Annotated in this window: 14 protein-coding genes and 1 tRNA gene; 11 read left to right on the top strand and 4 right to left on the bottom strand. The window is 69.7% G+C overall.

Features of this window, described 5'->3' with window-relative positions; translation table 11 throughout:
• The first annotated feature begins 2 nt into the window (after positions 1-2).
• The 7 genes from CP978_RS14465 to CP978_RS14435 all read left to right on the top strand — a co-directional run bounded on the left by CP978_RS14465 (position 3) and on the right by CP978_RS14435 (position 8,212).
• The gene (locus CP978_RS14465) at positions 3-698 is read left to right on the top strand and encodes a LysM peptidoglycan-binding domain-containing protein (protein ID WP_043440938.1); all 696 of its coding nucleotides are present in this window, start codon (positions 3-5) and stop codon (positions 696-698) included.
• Between the two features lie 326 nt (positions 699-1,024).
• Positions 1,025-2,311 carry a phosphopyruvate hydratase gene (gene eno / locus CP978_RS14460; RefSeq protein ID WP_043448616.1) on the top strand — a complete coding sequence of 429 codons (1,287 nt, stop codon included), beginning with the start codon at positions 1,025-1,027 and terminating at the stop codon, positions 2,309-2,311.
• Positions 2,312-2,408: 97 nt separating this feature from the next.
• Positions 2,409-2,894, top strand: coding sequence for an FtsB family cell division protein (locus CP978_RS14455; protein WP_043440936.1), 486 nt, complete (start codon positions 2,409-2,411; stop codon positions 2,892-2,894).
• Between the two features lie 121 nt (positions 2,895-3,015).
• The gene (locus CP978_RS14450) at positions 3,016-3,621 is read left to right on the top strand and encodes a DUF501 domain-containing protein (protein WP_043440934.1); all 606 of its coding nucleotides are present in this window, start codon (positions 3,016-3,018) and stop codon (positions 3,619-3,621) included.
• Positions 3,618-4,595, top strand: a complete 978-nt coding sequence (locus CP978_RS14445) for a Ppx/GppA phosphatase family protein (RefSeq protein WP_043440932.1) — start codon at positions 3,618-3,620, stop codon at positions 4,593-4,595. The genes CP978_RS14450 and CP978_RS14445 overlap by 4 nt, the downstream gene beginning before the upstream one ends.
• 551 nt (positions 4,596-5,146) lie before the next feature.
• Positions 5,147-6,529 carry an NAD(P)/FAD-dependent oxidoreductase gene (locus CP978_RS14440; protein ID WP_079162147.1) on the top strand — a complete coding sequence of 461 codons (1,383 nt, stop codon included), beginning with the start codon at positions 5,147-5,149 and terminating at the stop codon, positions 6,527-6,529.
• A 390-nt stretch (positions 6,530-6,919) separates the two neighbouring features.
• Entirely contained in the window at positions 6,920-8,212 is a 1,293-nt protein-coding gene (locus CP978_RS14435; RefSeq protein ID WP_043440927.1) for an SAM-dependent methyltransferase, read from the top strand.
• 95 nt (positions 8,213-8,307) lie between these two features.
• Here CP978_RS14435 and CP978_RS14430 read toward each other — a convergent pair whose 3' ends face one another.
• Together CP978_RS14430 and CP978_RS14425 are read right to left on the bottom strand one after the other, a co-directional pair.
• Complete coding sequence (locus CP978_RS14430) at positions 8,308-10,830, bottom strand: ABC transporter permease (RefSeq protein WP_043440926.1); 2,523 nt, start codon at positions 10,828-10,830, stop codon at positions 8,308-8,310.
• A gap of 53 nt (positions 10,831-10,883) precedes the next feature.
• Positions 10,884-11,654, bottom strand: coding sequence for an ABC transporter ATP-binding protein (locus CP978_RS14425; protein ID WP_043440923.1), 771 nt, complete (start codon positions 11,652-11,654; stop codon positions 10,884-10,886).
• A gap of 415 nt (positions 11,655-12,069) precedes the next feature.
• Between CP978_RS14425 and CP978_RS14420 the strand changes: the two genes are divergently transcribed.
• The 4 genes from CP978_RS14420 to CP978_RS35625 all read left to right on the top strand — a co-directional run bounded on the left by CP978_RS14420 (position 12,070) and on the right by CP978_RS35625 (position 14,041).
• Positions 12,070-12,153 (top strand) — tRNA-Leu (locus CP978_RS14420).
• 278 nt (positions 12,154-12,431) lie between these two features.
• Positions 12,432-13,049: an exonuclease/endonuclease/phosphatase family protein gene (locus CP978_RS14415; protein ID WP_052454120.1), complete on the top strand. Its 618-nt coding sequence runs from the start codon at positions 12,432-12,434 to the stop codon at positions 13,047-13,049.
• A gap of 126 nt (positions 13,050-13,175) precedes the next feature.
• On the top strand, positions 13,176-13,505 hold the full coding sequence (locus CP978_RS14410) for a MazG-like family protein (protein WP_043440921.1): 330 nt from the start codon (positions 13,176-13,178) through the stop codon (positions 13,503-13,505).
• 14 nt (positions 13,506-13,519) lie between these two features.
• The gene (locus CP978_RS35625; RefSeq protein ID WP_227745373.1) at positions 13,520-14,041 is read left to right on the top strand and encodes an NUDIX domain-containing protein; all 522 of its coding nucleotides are present in this window, start codon (positions 13,520-13,522) and stop codon (positions 14,039-14,041) included.
• Between the two features lie 137 nt (positions 14,042-14,178).
• Here CP978_RS35625 and CP978_RS14395 read toward each other — a convergent pair whose 3' ends face one another.
• Complete coding sequence (locus CP978_RS14395; protein WP_043440919.1) at positions 14,179-14,736, bottom strand: GNAT family N-acetyltransferase; 558 nt, start codon at positions 14,734-14,736, stop codon at positions 14,179-14,181.
• A 10-nt stretch (positions 14,737-14,746) separates the two neighbouring features.
• Complete coding sequence (locus tag CP978_RS14390; protein WP_227745372.1) at positions 14,747-16,075, bottom strand: hypothetical protein; 1,329 nt, start codon at positions 16,073-16,075, stop codon at positions 14,747-14,749.
• Positions 16,076-16,119: the final 44 nt, after the last annotated feature.

Here is a 16,119-nt window from a genome sequence, read left to right as displayed (position 1 = left end):
CCATGCTGTGTTCCGGCAAGAGCAGTCGTCGCCGCCCGTCCAAGGCCGTCCGCGCCATCACCTTCGCCGGTGTCACCGGCGCCGCCGTCGCCGCGCCGCTGCTCGTGGCCGGCAACGCCTCCGCCGCCACCGCCGCCGAGTGGGACGCCGTCGCCCAGTGCGAGTCCGGCGGCAACTGGTCCATCAACACCGGCAACGGCTACTACGGTGGTCTGCAGTTCTCGAACTCCACCTGGGCCGCGTTCGGCGGTACCGCGTACGCCCCGCGCGCCGACCTCGCCGGCAAGGCGCAGCAGATCGCCGTCGCCGAGAAGGTCCTCGCGGGTCAGGGCAAGGGCGCCTGGCCGGTCTGCGGCAAGGGCCTGTCCGGCACCCCGTACAACGGCGCCGCCGCCGGCACCTCCTCCGGTGCCTCCGCCGGTGGTGCGAAGACCTCCCGTCCGGCCGCCCCGCAGCAGGCCTCCCGCGGCGCCGAGCGTCCGGCCGCGCAGAAGACCGTCACCGCCCCGGCCGGCCAGAAGGCCCAGAAGATCCGGAAGGGCGACGGCGAGTACAAGGTCGTCAAGGGCGACTCCCTCAGCTCGATCGCTGCGGAGCACCATGTCCGCGGCGGCTGGAAGAAGCTGTTCGAGCTGAACAAGGACATCGTCAAGAACGCCGACCTCATCTACCCGGGTCAGCAACTGCACCTGAAGTGACGGCCCTCCGGCGGTCCGACCGCAAGGCCCTCGTGCACCGACCTCCCCGCTGACGGCCGGGTGAGGGCCACCCCGTCCCCGCGGTCGCCCCGTCCCCACGGTCCCCCCGCTCCGGCGCGTGTTCCCCCGCACGCCCGGAGCGGGGCTTTTTCGCCCGTACGACCGCTGAATTTCACCGGGCTTTCACTCCCCCCTTTGTTCCGGGCGGGAACAATGTGTACGGTCACTCTGTCCGTGGGACGGTCGGTCGGCCGGCCGCTGACCCCGGACGGTTAGGCTCTAGTCGCAAGGTGCCCCGCACTCTCAGCGTCACATCCATGAAGGAGATGCTCGTGCCGTCCATCGACGTCGTCGTAGCCCGGGAAATCCTGGACTCCCGAGGCAACCCCACGGTCGAGGTCGAGGTCGGCCTCGACGACGGGAGCACCGGGCGTGCCGCCGTCCCGTCCGGCGCCTCCACCGGTGCCTTCGAGGCCATCGAGCTCCGTGACGGTGACCCCAACCGCTACCAGGGCAAGGGTGTCGAGAAGGCCGTCCTCGCCGTCATCGAGCAGATCGGCCCGGAGCTGGTCGGCTACGACGCCACCGAGCAGCGCCTGATCGACCAGGCGATGTTCGACCTGGACGCCACCGACAACAAGGGCTCCCTCGGCGCCAACGCCATCCTGGGTGTCTCCCTCGCGGTCGCCCACGCCGCCTCCGAGGCCAGCGACCTCCCGCTCTTCCGCTACCTGGGCGGCCCGAACGCGCATCTGCTGCCGGTGCCGATGATGAACATCCTGAACGGCGGCTCGCACGCCGACTCCAATGTGGACATCCAGGAGTTCATGATCGCCCCGATCGGTGCGGAGTCCTTCTCCGAGGCGCTGCGCTGGGGCACCGAGGTCTACCACACCCTCAAGAAGGTGCTGAAGGGCAAGGGCCTGTCGACCGGTCTCGGCGACGAGGGCGGCTTCGCGCCGAACCTCGGCTCCAACCGTGAGGCCCTCGACCTCATCCTGGAGGCCGTCAAGCAGGCCGGGTACGTCCCCGGCGAGCAGATCGCCCTCGCGCTCGACGTCGCCGCCTCCGAGTTCTACAAGGACGGCAAGTACCTCTTCGAGGGCAAGGAGCGCTCCGCCGCCGAGATGACGGAGTACTACGAGGAGCTGGTCGCGGCCTACCCGCTCGTCTCCATCGAGGACCCGCTGTTCGAGGACGACTGGGCCGGCTGGAAGGTCATCACCGACAAGCTCGGCGACAAGGTCCAGCTCGTCGGCGACGACCTGTTCGTCACCAACCCCGAGCGCCTCGCCCGGGGCATCGAGGACGGCGCCGCCAACGCCCTGCTGGTCAAGGTCAACCAGATCGGCTCGCTGACCGAGACCCTCGACGCCGTCGAGCTGGCCCAGCGCAGCGGCTTCAAGTGCATGATGTCCCACCGCTCCGGCGAGACCGAGGACGTGACGATCGCCGACCTGGCCGTCGCCACCAACTGCGGCCAGATCAAGACCGGCGCCCCGGCCCGCTCCGAGCGTGTCGCCAAGTACAACCAGCTGCTGCGCATCGAGGAGATCCTCGACGACGCCGCGGTGTACGCCGGCCGCAGCGCCTTCCCGCGCTTCAAGGGCTGAGCCGTCCAGGGCCACGGCCCAGTCGTACGTACGTCCCCGTACTCGGTCCCGTACCGTGTGCGGGGACGTACGTGCGTATGAAGGGGAGGCGGGAGACATGGCCGTGAAGGACCGTGACCGGTTCTCCACCGCGACCAGGCTGCGGCTGCTCGGGGAGCAGACGGCGGCTCGGGTCTACCGCTCCCAGACCAGACGCCAGGCCCGCCGTTCCCGGCTCACCGGGCGGGCCGCCCTGCTCGCGCTCGTCCTGTGCTCGCTGATCGTGGCGCTGGCGTACCCGATGCGGCAGTACGTCTCCCAGCGCGCCGAGATCGCCGACATGGAACGCCGGCAGGAACAGGCACGCCAGCGCGTCGAACAGCTGCGCGATCTCAAGGCACGCTGGCAGGATGACGCCTATGCGCAGCAGCAGATCCGGCAGCGGCTGCACTATGTGATGCCGGGGGAGACCGGTTACATCGTGATCGACCCGGACGCGGTCGAGCAGTCCCGGACGAACCGTGCGACCGCCGCGCGCCCCTGGTACACCGGCATCTGGGACGGGATCGACCGGTCCGACGCCCTCGAGAAGCCGGGCCGGTGAGCCGTCCCGCCGGACCCCGCGCCGGGTGAACCACCGGGCCGTCGCGCGCCGATGACGCGGTGACCGGCCCCGCGGCCGAACCCCTGCCCGGACGAATCAGTGACCGATGAGAAAGACAATCATGGAAACCGCCCCGCCGCCCACCCCGCGCACCGAGCCCACCGACGCCGACGTCGAGGCCATCCAGCAGCAGCTCGGACGCCCCCCGCGCGGGCTGCGCGCGATCGCCCACCGGTGCCCCTGCGGGCAGCCGGACGTCGTGGAGACGGCGCCGCGGCTCGCCGACGGCACTCCGTTCCCGACGACGTACTACCTGACCTGCCCGCGCGCCGCCTCCGCGATCGGCACGCTGGAGGCGAACGGCGTGATGAAGGAGATGACGGAGCGCCTGGCCCGGGACCCGGAGCTGGCCGCCGCCTACCGCGCCGCGCACGAGGACTACATCGCCCGCCGGGACGCCATCGAGGTCCTGACGGGCTTCCCGAGCGCGGGCGGTATGCCGGACCGGGTGAAGTGCCTGCATGTGCTGGTGGCGCACTCGCTGGTGGCCGGCCCGGGCGTCAACCCGCTCGGTGACGAGGCGATCGCGATGCTGCCCGAGTGGTGGCGCAAGGGGGCGTGTGTGGCGCCCGCGGGGCCGCCGTCGGGCGACGACTGGCAGACGGAGACCTCCGAAAGCGGCTGGTTCGCCTTCAAGCCCGTCGACCCCGAGGAGGGCGACGCATGACCCGGGTCGCCGCCGTCGACTGCGGCACGAACTCCATCAGGCTCCTGATCGCGGACGTCACCGGGTCCGGGGACGCCCCGGGCACCGGAACCACCGCCGAACTCGTCGAGCTGGACCGGCGGATGACCATCGTCCGGCTCGGTCAGGGCGTGGACCGCACCGGGCGCCTCGCCCCGGAGGCCCTCGAACGCACCTTCGCGGCCTGCCGGGAGTACGCCGGGCTCATCAAGGAGCACGGCGTCGAGCGGATCCGCTTCGTCGCCACCTCCGCCACCCGGGACGCGGAGAACCGGGACGAGTTCGTCCGCGGGGTCCTGGAGATCCTCGGAGTCGAGCCCGAGGTCATCTCCGGCGACCAGGAGGCGGAGTTCTCGTTCACGGGCGCGACCAGGGAGCTGGCCGGCCGCGAGGACCTGGCCAAGCCCTATCTGGTCGTGGACATCGGGGGAGGGTCCACGGAGTTCGTGGTCGGCGAGGAGCATGTGCGTGCCGCGCGCTCCGTCGACGTCGGCTGTGTCCGTATGACCGAGCGTCATCTCCTGCGCGACGGGGCCGTCACCGACCCGCCGGCCCCCGAGCAGATCGCGGCCGTACGGTCCGACATCGAGTCCGCGCTGGACCTGGTGGAACGGACGGTGCCCCTGCGTGAGGCCCGGACGCTGGTCGGGCTCGCGGGCTCCGTCACCACCCTCTCGGCCATCGCCCAGGACCTCCCCGGGTACGACACCGCGAGGATCCATCACTCCCGTGTCTCCCGCGAGCGGGTCCGGGAGATCACCGAGTGGCTGCTGCGGTCCACCCACGCCGAACGCGCGGCGATCCCCTCCATGCACCCCGGGCGCGTGGACGTCATCGGCGCGGGCGCCCTCGTCCTGCTCACGATCATGGAGCGCACCGGGGCCGAGGAGGTCGTGGTCAGCGAGCACGACATCCTTGACGGCATCGCTTTCTATGCGGCCGAGTCGCCTTCATAGGCGATCCTCGACGGGATCGCCTATGACGCGGCCGAGTCGCCGTCGTAGGCCGTCCTCGACGGGACCGCCCGGCACTTCGCGCCCCGCGGCGGACGACTCTCCGGCGGTGCGCACGGCCCGGTGCCTCATGGCGCCGGGCCGTCCGTTTTCTCCACCGATTCCCCTCTACCAGGCGGTAGCTTCTGCGGGGTGATGTGCCCCTCGGCGAGGGTCCGCCAGGAATGTTCGTGAAGTTCTTCACAAGGAAAACGTCCCTGTTGAGCGGCCTTTTGGCCGCAGTGGGCCGTACGGGGGGCTCAGAGGGTCTTCGGGGATGCTCACGCGAGCGTTCCGAGGGGGTCCGCGCCGACGCCGCGCAGGGTCCGCCGGGGGGCTCTTCGGGGTGAGGAGGAGCAGCTCACGCGGCCTTTACAACGGGCGGTCAGGGGCGGGGCGTTGCCCTCGCGGTCATGGCCCGCGCCACGCGGGCGGCGCAGTGTAGCAGATACCCCCGGCAACCTTGTGAAGGGGCGCACGAGCGACCCCCCTGGGTCAGGTGGATACTCGATGCCATGAGCACCACGGAGCGTCCCAGGATCCTCGTAGTAGGCGGTGGGTACGTAGGCCTGTACGCAGCTCGTCGCATTCTCAAGAAGATGCGCTACGGCGAGGCGACCGTCACGGTCGTCGACCCGCGCTCGTACATGACCTACCAGCCTTTCCTGCCCGAAGCCGCCGCCGGCAGCATCTCCCCCCGGCATGTCGTCGTCCCGCTGCGACGCGTGCTGCCGAAGGCGGAGGTCCTCACCGGCCGGGTCACCACCATCGACCAGGACCGCAAGGTCGCGACGGTGGCCCCGCTGGTCGGCGAGGCCTACGAGCTGCCCTTCGACTACCTCGTCATCGCGATGGGCGCGGTCTCCCGCACCTTCCCGATCCCCGGTCTCGCCGACCAGGGCATCGGCATGAAGGGCATCGAGGAGTCCATCGGCCTGCGCAACCATGTGCTGGAGCAGCTCGACAAGGCCGACTCCACGACCGACGAGGAGATCCGGCGCAAGGCGCTCACCTTCGTCTTCGTCGGCGGTGGCTTCGCCGGTGCGGAGACCATCGGTGAGGTCGAGGACATGGCCCGGGACGCGGCCAAGTACTACAACAACGTGTCCCGTGAGGACATGCGCTTCATCCTCGTCGACGCCGCCGACAAGATCCTCCCCGAGGTCGGTCCCAAGCTCGGCCAGTACGGCAAGGAGCACCTCGAGGGCCGGGGTGTCGAGATCTATCTGTCCACCTCCATGGAGTCCTGCGTGGACGGCCATGTGGTGCTGAAGAACGGCCTCGAGGTCGACTCCAACACGATCGTGTGGACCGCGGGCGTCAAGCCGAACCCGGCGCTGGCCCGCTTCGGTCTGCCGCTCGGCCCCCGCGGCCATGTGGACACCGCGCCCACCCTCCAGGTCCAGGGCACGGACTACATCTGGGCCGCCGGCGACAACGCGCAGGTCCCGGACCTCGTCGGCCGCAAGGCGGGCAACGAGAACGCCTGGTGCCCGCCGAACGCCCAGCACGCGCTGCGTCAGGCCAAGGTGCTCGGCGACAATGTGATCTCCGGAATGCGCGGCTTCCCGCAGAAGCCGTACTCGCACGCCAACAAGGGCGCCGTGGCCGGTCTCGGCCTCCACAAGGGCGTCGCGATGATCGTCGTCGGCAAGACGAAGATCAAGCTGCGCGGCCGCCTGGCGTGGTACATGCACCGCGGCTACCACGGTCTGGCCATGCCGACCTGGAACCGCAAGATCCGTATCTTCGCGGACTGGACGCTGAGCATGTTCCTCAAGCGCGAGATCGTCTCGCTCGGCGCCATGGAGTCGCCGCGCGAGGAGTTCTACGAGGCCGCGAAGCCGGCCCCGGTCGCCGCCGCGAGCAAGACCGAGGAGAAGGCCAAGGCCTCCTGACCTCGAGGCCGCCGATCGCCCCGCGATCGACCTCGCTCGTCGAGCCCGCCGAAGGGCCCCCGCCATCCGTGGTGCGGGGGCCCTTCGGCTTTTCCGTATTTCTTCTCATTCATTCTTATTTCCGCATATTCCTGTGTATTCCTCCGCGCTCCTCCGTATTTCTGTGTACTCCTTCCGAAGTGCCGTGCTCACTTCACTCCCTCGGGTGGGACGGACTCCGCTCCGATGCGGTGAATTCCGTGGCGCATACAGGTTTTTGCTCAGCTGTGACGCCAACGGGGGACTGCGGCACGGCCCCGTAGGTGTTTACGTGGTGTCGGACATTCCGGGACCCGTTCCCCGCGCCCGACCCGGTTCGAGCAGGGGATGACCCCATCGGAGGTGTGCACCATGGCCGATGCCGCGCCGCGGTTGAAAAGCCTCGTCGAACAATTGCTGGGAGCCCCGTTCCCGTTGCGCGTCCGCGCCTGGGACGGATCGGAGGCAGGACCGCCCGATGCCCCGGTGCTCGTCGTGCGCAACCGTCGTGCCCTGCGCCGTCTGCTCTGGAAACCGGGCGAGTTGGGCCTCGTCCGGGGCTGGGTCGCCGGGGACCTGGCCGTCGAGGGCGATCTCTACACCGCCCTCGGCCAGCTCGCGGGCCTTCTCTGGGAGCGCGGCGACGACGCCCGCACCCTCGCCCAGGCGCTCCGCGACCCCCGGGTCCGCGCCGCCGTCCGCGGGCTCGCCGCGATGGCGGGCCCCTTCCCGCCGCCCCCGCCGCCCCGCGAGGAGGTCCGCAGGGCCCGCGGCCACCTCCACACCCGGCGCAGCGACCGACGGGCCATCAGCCACCACTACGACGTCGGGAACGACTTCTACGAGCTGGTCCTGGGCCCGTCCATGGTGTACTCCTGCGCCTACTGGGCCGCTCCCGACGGCACCCTGGAGGACGCCCAGCGGGACAAGCTCGAACTGGTCTGCCGCAAGCTGGACCTGAGGCCCGGCCTGCGGCTGCTGGACGTCGGCTGCGGCTGGGGCTCCATGGCGGTGCACGCCGCCCGCGAGCACGGGGTGAGCGTCGTGGGCGTCACCCTCTCCCAGGAGCAGGCCGTCTACGCCCGTAAGCGGGTCGCCGACGAGGGACTCACCGACCGGGTGGAGATCCGTGTGCAGGACTACCGCGATGTGGCCGACGGGCCGTACGACGCGATCTCCTCCATCGGCATGGCCGAACACGTCGGCGCCGAGCGGTATCTGGAGTACGCCCGCGATCTGCACGCCCTGCTGAAGCCCGGCGGGCGGCTGCTCAACCACCAGATCGCACGGCGGCCCCAGCGGGACGAGTCCTCGTACAGCGTCGACCCGTTCATCGACGCCTATGTCTTCCCGGACGGCGAGCTGGCTCCGATCGGCACCACCGTGACCCAGCTGGAGCGCGCCGGGTTCGAGGTGCGTGACGTCGAGTCCCTGCGCGAGCACTACGCCCTCACCCTGCGCCGCTGGGTCGCCAACCTGGAGGCCCACCGGGAGCAGGCGGAGCGCCTCGCCGGCCCCGGCCGTGCCCGGGTCTGGCGCCTCTACATGGCCGCCTCCGCCCTGTCCTTCGAACGCAACCGCATCGGCGTCAACCAGGTCCTCGCGGTACGGACCCCGGAGCCGGGCGCGTCCGGGGTGCCGCTGCGCTCCCGTACCTGGAACTGACGGACGACAGGGGTCGTACGGCCTACGACGGCGCGGGGCCCCGTCCGGTCATCACCGGACGGGGCCCCGCGCCGTGGCTGCTTCCTGCCGTACCGCTACTCCGACTTGATCGCCGTCAGCATGTTCAGACGGGCCGCCCGCCGGGCCGGCCACAGGGCCGCCAGCACGCCGACCACCGCGGCCAGGGCGAGGAAGAGGGCCATCCGGTCCCAGGGCAGGATCAGCTCGAAGGTCGTCATCTTCGTCCCGAGCAGCCGGCCGGCCGCCCAGCCGAAGAACACGCCAAGACCGATGCCGAGCACTCCGCCGAAGAGCGAGATGACCAGGGACTCCAGGCGAACCATCCGCTTGATGCCCTTGCGGTCGAGGCCGATCGCGCGGAGCATCCCGATCTCCTGCGAGCGCTCGAAGACCGACATGGCCAGGGTGTTGATGACGCCGAGGACGGCGACGATCACGGCCATGGCGAGCAGGCCGTAGAGCATGTTCAGCACCGTGGTGAACACCTGCCCGATGCTGTCGGAGATATCCTTCTTGTCCTGGATCTTGATGGCCGGGTTGTCACCGAGCGCCTTCACCAGGGTGCTCCTGGCCGAGTCGGTGGCGCCGCCGGACATCTTGACCATGATCTGCATGTCGGACGGGTTGCTCTGGTGCGGGGCCAGGGTCGCGGTGTCCACCATGATGCCGCGCATGATCTCGGTCTCCTGATAGACACCGGCGACCGTGAGCTGCTGCTGCTTCCCGTCCTCGTAGTTGACGGTGAACCGGGAACCGGCGCTCCAGTGGTGGTCCTCGGCGGTCCGGTCGTCGACGACGATCCGGGTGCCGCCGACCGCGAAGGTGCCGTCGTCGACCGTCAGATGGGTCAGCTCGCCGATGGTGGATCCGTCGACGCTGGTCAGGAACTCGGTCTTGCCGTCGATGCGGGAGGGCGCGTTGCGCAGCGGGCTGCTGGCGGCGACCCCGTCGGCGGACTTGACCGCCTGTTCGAGGTCCGGGGAGAGGTTGTTGCCGTTCGCCATGGAGACCACATAGTCCGCCTTGAGCGCGGAGGCCGCCATCTTGTCGATCGCGTTCCCCAGGCTGCCCGCCACCACCGTCAGCGCGGTGATCAGGGTCAGACCGATCATCAGGGCGGAGGCGGTGGCCGCGGTGCGGCGCGGGTTGCGCACCGAGTTCTGCCGGGCCAGCTTCCCGGCGACCCCGAAGACCCGCAGCACGGGTGCGGTGGCCGCGATCAGCGGACGGGACAGCAACGGGGTGAGGACGAACACGCCGAGGACGAGGAGCCCCGCGCCGAGACCCATCGGGGCCTGGGCGTCCGTGGCGTCCATGGTGGTGGCGTAGAGGACGGTGACGAGGCCGGCCGAGGTGAGCAGGGCGCCGAGCGTGTTGCGCAGCACCAGGGACCGGGTGGTCGCCTGTGCATGGACGCTGTTCATCGCGGCGACCGGGGGGATCCTGGCGGCGCGGCGGCCGGGCAGCCAGGCGGCCAGCATGGTGATCAGGATGCCGACGGCGAGGGCGGCGACGACCGTGCCGGGGCTGATGACGAGCGGGCCGTCCGGCATGGTGCCCAGACCGCTCACCAGCGAGCGCAGCGCGGCGCCGATGCCGATGCCGGCCACCAGACCGACGACTGCCGCGACGGCGCCGACCGCGAACGCCTCGATCAGCACGGAGCGGGTGACCTGACGGCGGGACGCGCCGACCGCGCGCATCAGCGCCAGTTCCTTGGTGCGCTGGGCCACCAGCATGGTGAAGGTGTTGGCGATGATGAACGTCCCGACGAACAGCGCGATCCCGGCGAACACCAGCAGGAAGGTGCGCAGGCTGCTGGTCGCGTCGGCGATCTGCCGGGCCTGCTCGTCGGCCAGCTGCTTGCCGGTGGTGGAGGTGACGTCCGCGGGGAGGATCTTGTCGAGCTCGGTGCGCAGGGCGGTCTGGCTGGTGCCGGAGGCGGCCTTCACATCGATCTCGTCGTAGGCGCCGGGCTTGTGGAACAGCTGCTGCGCGGTGGCGGTGTCGAAGAGCGCGAGGCTGCCGCCGGCGGCCACATTGCCGTCGTCGGTGGTGAAGATGCCGACGATCTCGGGCGTCAGCACGGGACCGTCGATCGAGATCCGTACGGTGTCGCCGACCCGGTAACCGGCGCGACGCGCGGTCTCGGAGTCGACGAGGACCTCGTTGTCGCCCTTCGGGGCGTGCCCGCCGACGAGCGGATACCGGGGGTCGTCGGTCCCCCAGTAGTTCCCGCCCTGGGAGCGGAAGCCGCCGCCGATGAGCTTGCCGTCCTTGTCGGCGATGGCGGTGAAGCCGTTGACGACACCGATGGCGGTCTCGGCGCCCGGGGTCTTGGCGGCCTTGTCGAGGAGGGCCTGCTTCAGTTCGGGCCGGGCGCGGACCTTGTCGCCGGTGCTCCGGCTGCGGTCCGGCTGGAGGGCCACGTCGACCTGGTCGAATCCCTTGGCGGAACTCTTCTGGTAGGCCTCGGAGATGGTGTTGGTGAACACCAGGGTGCCCGACACGAAGGCCACGCCGAGCATCACGGCGAGCACGGTCATGAGCAGCCTGGCCTTGTGCGCGAGCACATTGCGCAGGGCGGTACGGAACATGTCCTAGTCCAGGGGCTGGGGGTGTGCGGCGGGTCGGTGGGGGTGCGCGGGGCTCAGCTGGTGCGGCCCTTGGCGTCGAAACGCTTCATCCGGTCCAGCACCGTCTCCGCGGTGGGCTCGTGCAGCTCGTCCACGATCCGCCCGTCCGCCAGGAAGATCACCCGGTCCGCATAGGCCGCCGCCACCGGGTCGTGGGTGACCATCACCACCGTCTGCCCCATCTCCCGTACGGAGTTGCGCAGAAAGCCCAGCACCTCCGCGCCCGACCGGGAGTCCAGGTTTCCGGTGGGCTCGTCACCGAAGATGATCTCCGGCTTGGAGGCCAGCGCCCGCGCCACCGCGACGCGCTGCTGCTGACCACCGGACAGCTGCGAGGGCCGGTGGCCGAGCCGGTCCGACAGACCGACCATCCCGATCACCTTGTCGAGCCACTCCCGGTCCGGCTTGCGGCCCGCGATGTCCATCGGCAGGGTGATGTTCTCCAGCGCGGTCAGCGTCGGCAGCAGGTTGAACGCCTGGAAGATGAAGCCGATCCGGTCCCGGCGCAGCCGGGTGAGCTGCTTGTCCTTGAGGGCGCCGAGTTCGACGTCGCCGATGCGGACCGACCCGGACGAGAAGGAGTCGAGCCCGGCGACACAGTGCATCAGGGTCGACTTGCCCGAGCCCGAGGGCCCCATGATCGCCGTGAACTGTGCCTGCGGGAAGTCCACGGTGACCTGGTCGAGCGCCACCACCTGGGTCTCGCCCTGGCCGTAGACCTTCGACAGTTCCGTGGCGCGGGCGGCCACCGTGGTGGTCCGGTCGGCGAGGGGGGTGCTGGTCACGGGGGTGCTCCTACAGGGACGAGGACGAGGAAGGGGACGTGTTCCATCGTCGCCGCCGCCGGGGCCCGTGGAGTCAGCCGCTGTTCCCGTTCCGGGGGCAGTCTCTAGTCGGACCGGTCCCCGCGCCCGTCATACCTGGGGATGACGCCGTCCCTGAGACCGCCCCGGACGGGCGGCGGCCGCACGGTCCCGTGGAACCGCTCCCGCCGCCCTCCTTCCGTGCGGTGAAATTCCGTCATTCCCCATACACGGGCTGTGGTTGCCCGAGACGCTATTGGCGAGTGAGGACGGCCCCTGTCGAGTGCTGATGCACCCTCAGACATCAATAAAATAAGACAACATCGCATCGACCACCCGCTGTTCGAGGGGGGGCGTCCCGATAGGCTCGGAGCACTCGATGCGGAGCCCATGGCCTGCCCGGATGGTGGAATGCAGACACGGCGAGCTTAAACCTCGCTGCCCTTCGCGGGGCGTACCGGTTCAAGTCCGGTTCCGGGCACTTCATCCCTTATGTCGCATGACCTGCGACAACGGCCCTCTGGGGCCGTTTCTTTTTCTCGGAACTGGCGCACCACTGGCGCATGCTGTCCTAGTCTGCCCGTTATGGCATACGTGAAGGCGATGAAGAACAGCGAGGGTGTGGTCACCAGCCATCGCGTTCGCTGGCGCCTGGGGGGCGCACGCACGGGGGACAAACGGACATCGAGAACCCACCCGCCGCCGATGTCACAGTGACGCTCAACGTCTCAGGTAAGGGGCGCTGATGGCCGTTACAGGGTGCGGCACCTACCAGGCGATCATTCCGAGACCGCCGACAGCGCGGGCTGCAATCTCCTCGCCTCCCGCTTCGAGGCAGCCGGGTATGACGTGGTGTTCCCGCGGCCCGGCCGGGGCGAGCGCGGCGTGATGGTTGGCTCTCGCCTCGCCGCCCGGCCCGGCCCTGCCTCCGTCGACTACCTGCCGCACCGTTGCGTCTCCGTCACCGTCGACACCGACGAGGGACCGCTCGATGTCATCGGCCTGTACGTGCCCTCACGGGACGCCGAAGCGAAGACGACCAGGAAGCGGACCTTCCTCGAACAGTGCCGCACGGGCATCCCGCAAGCTGGCGACGCGTTGCGCCTGGTGCTGGGCGACTTCAACATCTTGGAACCCAACCACGTGCCCCGATACCGGTTCTTCCAGCAGTTCGAGGACGGCTTCTACGAATGGCTGGGGACCGCCGGGTACGCGGACGCCTTCCGCGCCCTGCACCCGGACGCGGCCGAGTACTCGTGGGTCGGCCGGACCGGCGACGGCTACCGCTATGACCACATGCACGCTTCCCAGGCCCTGGCGACCGCCCTGCGCGGGTGCGCGTACGTGCACGGCGTAGGGCCGGCCAGGACCGGCTGACGGACCATTCGGCGCTGTCGGTGTCGCTGGCCGTCCAGCCCGTGACGCCGCTTGTTGTGACCGCCCCTGACCGGGCCGCCGATCCGGCGCCCGCACTGTTCTGACCGATCGAGCAAGGAGGACGCAGTGGCAGACCGCACTTGGGAGCAGGTGGACCGGCTGCGGAAGTGGCTGGACGAGGAGGCCGCGGAGGCGAGCCCGGCGGACGTGCGGCTGCTGCGCGTGCTGAAGATCGGGGAGGAGTTCGGGGAGGCCGCGGAGGCCCTGCACGGTGCACTCGGCGCCAACCCGCGTAAGGGCCGCTCCCACGACTGGCCGGACGTTCAGAAAGAGCTGGCCGACGTCATCGTGACGGCCATGGTTGCCCTCGCCACGATCAGCCCGGACGCCCGGCATGTTTTCGACGAGCGACTTGACGCCTTGGTGGACCGGGTCTTGCCGCAGTCGGGCAGCTGAGCCCGTGTCCCCCGGTGGCCGTCCGATGTAAGACGCCTCCGCGGTGGCGGACCCGGCGAGGGCGGCGTGACGTCGGGGCACGGGCTCCAGGCCACCCGGTGACTGCCGCGTTACTCATGACCGATCCGGCGGACCGGCTCCTCATTGTGCGTCCGGTCAAGGCCGGGGCGGCGAAGTGGCATCTGCCCGGCGGACTCGTTGAGGAAAACGAGTCTCCGTCGGACGCCGTCCGTCGGGAAGTACGGGAAGAGCTCGGGCTCACCGTGACCGTGGACGAGCGCGACCTGGCAGCCGTCGAGTGGCTCCAGGCCACCCGGGCCGGTCGGCGGGACCGTCTCGCATTCCTGTTCTCCGGGCCTGTGCTCTGCCCGGAGGACACTGAGCGCATCCAGTTGCAGCGGGTCGGCCCGTGCGCTTGCTGCCGGCGCCCGACCCACAAATACGGTTGCGGGGGCCGTCCACTGTGCCAGTGGTGCATGGCGCCCGTTCTGGCGCGGTACGGCAATACCATCCGCTACGTCAGCACCCGGCCGTAGCGGCGGCGGCCGGCGCTCCCGGACTCCCGGAGGACAGGTTGCCGCGGTGGTGATGGTCAGCGGCTGATGCGGAGCAGGGGAGCGGGGTGAGAAAGCTCGGCCACAGCGCATGGTCCAGCCTTGGCGAGCGTGGAGCGCTACACCGAGGCGGTGGAGTTCCACTCTCGATCGAGGATCGCGTGCACGACGGAGTCCCGCCACTTTCCAGCTTTGTGGATGTGCTCGCGGATCACCCCTTCTTCGACCATGCCGACGGCCGTCATGGTCTTGGCAGAGGCTTTGTTGAGAGGCGACCGCGCTCCCCAGATGCGGTGCAGGCCAAGGTCGTCGAATCCGAGCCCAAGGAGCAGTCGAAGCATCTCGAGGCCGTTGCCAACGCCCCATGTATCGGGGCGCAGCGCGAAGCCGATGGTGGCTCCGCGCTGCTGGTGGGGGTCGGTGGCCAGTCGGCCGAACCCGACCAGTTCGTTCGTGTCCCGCTCGATGACGGCGAGGGCGTATTCCGTGCGGGGGGTTGCCGTGGCGGAGGCGACGGAGCGGTGCAGTATCTGGCCGACCTGTTTGCGGGTGCGCGGCTCGAACGAGAGGTGTTGCGTGGCCTCGGGGCTGCCGTAGATGGCCAGCATGGCATCGACGTCCTCAGGTGTCAGTTCACGGAGGCTGAGGCGTGGGCCGGAGCGCGAGACCGGATACATGTATCGGACTTTACCCGCGGGGGAGAGCCGGCCGGTGGGCAGGGAAGGCTTCGATCTCCGCGCGGAGGTCGCGGGCGGTGACGGCTGTACGCGCGGGGCTGGCCATCAGTGCTTGGCGGACACGCAGCGCGCTCACCACGATGCCGTTGTTCCGGTGGGAGACAGGCAGGTCCAGGACTGGGCGGATGGCCTGTGCTGTTCCGTCCAGGTCTCCGCTGAAGAGGCGGATCAGGGCCAGGTCGCACTGGGAGCCTGCGAGGTCTCCGAACGCCCAGGTCGGGCTTCCGCGGTCGCTGAACCCGAGCACGGCCTTTTCTGTCTGGGCGGCGAGCTGAGCGCCCCCGTTGCCGAGGAGCGCTTCCGACTCCACTGTGTAGTAGAGCTGTTTTTCCGGGGCGTAGGTGAAAAGGCCGCCGAGCTGGTCCAAGTCGTCGTGGACGACGCGCTCACGTCGTTCTGCGGCCTGCTGGTTGGCGGCACGTACGGTCTCTTCGTCGCCGAGGACGGCGGCGGCGCGGGCCTGGAGGCCGAGGAGCCACAGCCCTACGGTTCCGCGGAGGGCCGCGGCGGTTTCAGCGCCTTGGCCGGCGTAGTGGTAGGCGTCATCGGGCTTGTTGGCCCAGTAGGCGATCAGGGACTTGAGCCCGTCGGTGAGGGCGATGAGCCCGGGGTGCTCGGCGTCCTTGGCGCAGGAGGCGGCCACCCGGGTCATGGTCATGGCCTCGTGCGGGACTTCCATGTCGTTGAAGCCCTTGGCGACAAGGAAGGACAGGATCGCTGCCTTGACGTTCAGGTCCCGCAGCTGTGACGGCCGGACGCGGCCGCCTTCCAGAAGCCGGAAGACCTGCTCCTGGGTCGCGATCAGATCGTCCCAGATTGCTGACAGGGGCTCGCGCGGGTACGCAGCGACGAGGCGCGTCACTTCGTCGTCGAGCAGGCCGAGCGTGTCATCACCCACCCTCTCGCGGTCTTTCCCGAGGAGGAATTCCTTCGCGCGCAGCACAGCCATCGTGCCCGTCCTTTTCATTTCAGTCAGGTCCACACCGGCCTCGGCGTGGGATGGAGTCAGCGACGCGCTGGTCAGCGGGTTGAAGTTCGGCGATGCCCCCTCGGGAACTTCGGTCCACAGGTCCTCGACGCTGTAGCCCAGCATCTCGACGACGACCGGACGGAAAGCGCGCTGCGGCTTGCGGCCCTCGTAGAACCATCCCTCGACCGTTTTTGAGGCCGGGTCGGCGTTCTGCAGGCCAAGCCTCTCTGCCGCCTCCCGGTACAGCGGAAGGACGTCCTCAGGCGTTCGCACGCCACGCGCTTCGAGTGCTTGTCGGAAGAACAACACGGCGCTTACCTCTTCTTCCGGTCGCCTAGCACGTCACTGCCACG

The organism is Streptomyces nodosus, from assembly GCF_008704995.1.
Classification (GTDB): domain Bacteria; phylum Actinomycetota; class Actinomycetes; order Streptomycetales; family Streptomycetaceae; genus Streptomyces; species Streptomyces nodosus.
The sequence above is the reverse complement of the archived record's forward strand: the minus strand, read 5'-3'. Positions and strand labels throughout refer to the sequence as shown.

What these genes read in the sequence shown, in the direction of transcription:
- eno (WP_043448616.1), top strand. Translation starts at nt 1,025, where the DNA reads ATGCTCGTGCCGTCCATCGACGTCGTCGTAGCCCGGGAAATCCTGGAC.
- CP978_RS14435 (WP_043440927.1), top strand. Translation starts at nt 6,920, where the DNA reads ATGGCCGATGCCGCGCCGCGGTTGAAAAGCCTCGTCGAACAATTGCTG.
- CP978_RS14445 (WP_043440932.1), top strand. Translation starts at nt 3,618, where the DNA reads ATGACCCGGGTCGCCGCCGTCGACTGCGGCACGAACTCCATCAGGCTC.
- CP978_RS14465 (WP_043440938.1), top strand. Translation starts at nt 3, where the DNA reads ATGCTGTGTTCCGGCAAGAGCAGTCGTCGCCGCCCGTCCAAGGCCGTC.
- CP978_RS14450 (WP_043440934.1), top strand. Translation starts at nt 3,016, where the DNA reads ATGGAAACCGCCCCGCCGCCCACCCCGCGCACCGAGCCCACCGACGCC.
- CP978_RS14430 (WP_043440926.1), bottom strand. Translation starts at nt 10,830, where the DNA reads ATGTTCCGTACCGCCCTGCGCAATGTGCTCGCGCACAAGGCCAGGCTG.
- CP978_RS14455 (WP_043440936.1), top strand. Translation starts at nt 2,409, where the DNA reads ATGGCCGTGAAGGACCGTGACCGGTTCTCCACCGCGACCAGGCTGCGG.
- CP978_RS14440 (WP_079162147.1), top strand. Translation starts at nt 5,147, where the DNA reads ATGAGCACCACGGAGCGTCCCAGGATCCTCGTAGTAGGCGGTGGGTAC.
- CP978_RS14395 (WP_043440919.1), bottom strand. Translation starts at nt 14,736, where the DNA reads ATGTATCCGGTCTCGCGCTCCGGCCCACGCCTCAGCCTCCGTGAACTG.